Below are 1,302 nucleotides of genomic sequence, written 5' to 3' on the forward strand. Positions count from 1 at the left end.
CGTCCCGGGACGCGCCGACGAGGTGAGCACGCCCGCCGCCGAAGGTCTCGCCCGCGCGCTCGCCCCCCTGCGGCTCTCCGCCGAGTCCGCCGCCGAGGGGACGCCCGTCGCCGGGCCCGTCGACTTCCCCGCCCTCCTCGGCATCGAGGACGCGGCCCGCCTCGACCTCGCCGCGCTGTGGCGCCCGCGCTCCGCGCGCGAGCTGCTGCGGGTGCCGATCGGCCTCACCGACCGGCACGAACCCGTCCTCCTCGACCTCAAGGAGTCCGCGCAGCTCGGCATGGGCCCGCACGGGCTGTGCGTCGGCGCCACCGGCTCCGGCAAGAGCGAACTCCTGCGCACCCTCGTCCTCGCCCTCGCCACGACCCACACCCCCGAGCAACTCGCCCTCGTCCTCGTCGACTACAAGGGCGGCGCCACCTTCGCGCCCTTCACGCGCCTCCCGCACGTCGCCGGGATGATCACCAACCTGGAGAACCAGGCGGGGCTCGTGGAACGCGTGCACGCCTCGCTCGCGGGCGAGGTCAAGCGCAGACAGCAAGTCCTCAAGGACGCCGGGAACTTCGCCGACATCGGCGCGTACGCCCACGAGCGCGCCACGCGCAGACCGGACCTCGAAGCGCTCCCGCACCTCTTCGTCGTCATCGACGAGTTCGGCGAACTCCTTACCGCGAAACCGGACTTCATCGACCTCTTCCTCTCCATCGGGCGCATCGGCCGCTCCATCGGCGTGCACCTGCTCCTCGCCAGCCAGCGCATCGAGGGCGGGCGCCTGAAGGGGCTCGACACCTACCTCTCCTACCGGCTCGGCCTGCGCACCTTCTCCGCCGAGGAGTCCCGCACCGTCCTCGACACCACCGACGCCTTCCACCTCCCGCCGCTCCCGGGCTTCGGCTACCTGAAGGTCGACACGTCCACGTACACACGCTTCAAAGCCGCCTACGTGTCCGGGAGCTACGAGAGCCCGGTGCGCGAGGCGGAGGAGGACGCGGCGCCGCGCGTGCTGCCGTACCCCACCCGCGCGCTCCCCGGCGCCGAGGCGGCCCCCGAGGCCGGTCCCGCCGCCACGCCGCCCGCGACCGGGACCGGACTGCTCGGCGTCATGGTCGACCAGCTCGCCGCCGCACCGCCCGTGCGCCGCATCTGGCTCCCGCCCCTGCCCGCCGCCGTCACCCTCGACCAGGCCGCGGGCCCCCTGGAGGCCACCCACGAAGGACTCCGCCTGCCGCGCGCCAAGGGCCCGATGCGCGTGCCCGTCGGCGTCCTGGACGACCCCGCGCGCCAGCGCCAGGAGCCCTGGTA

1 protein-coding gene is annotated in these 1,302 nt (G+C 74.3%); it reads left to right on the top strand.

Features of this window, described 5'->3' with window-relative positions:
• Window positions 1–1,302: FtsK/SpoIIIE domain-containing protein (locus tag G3I42_RS30910; protein ID WP_275405309.1), on the top strand; the 1,302-nt coding region annotated here is incomplete at both ends.

Source organism: Streptomyces sp. SID11385 (assembly GCF_010548245.1).
GTDB lineage: Bacteria > Actinomycetota > Actinomycetes > Streptomycetales > Streptomycetaceae > Streptomyces.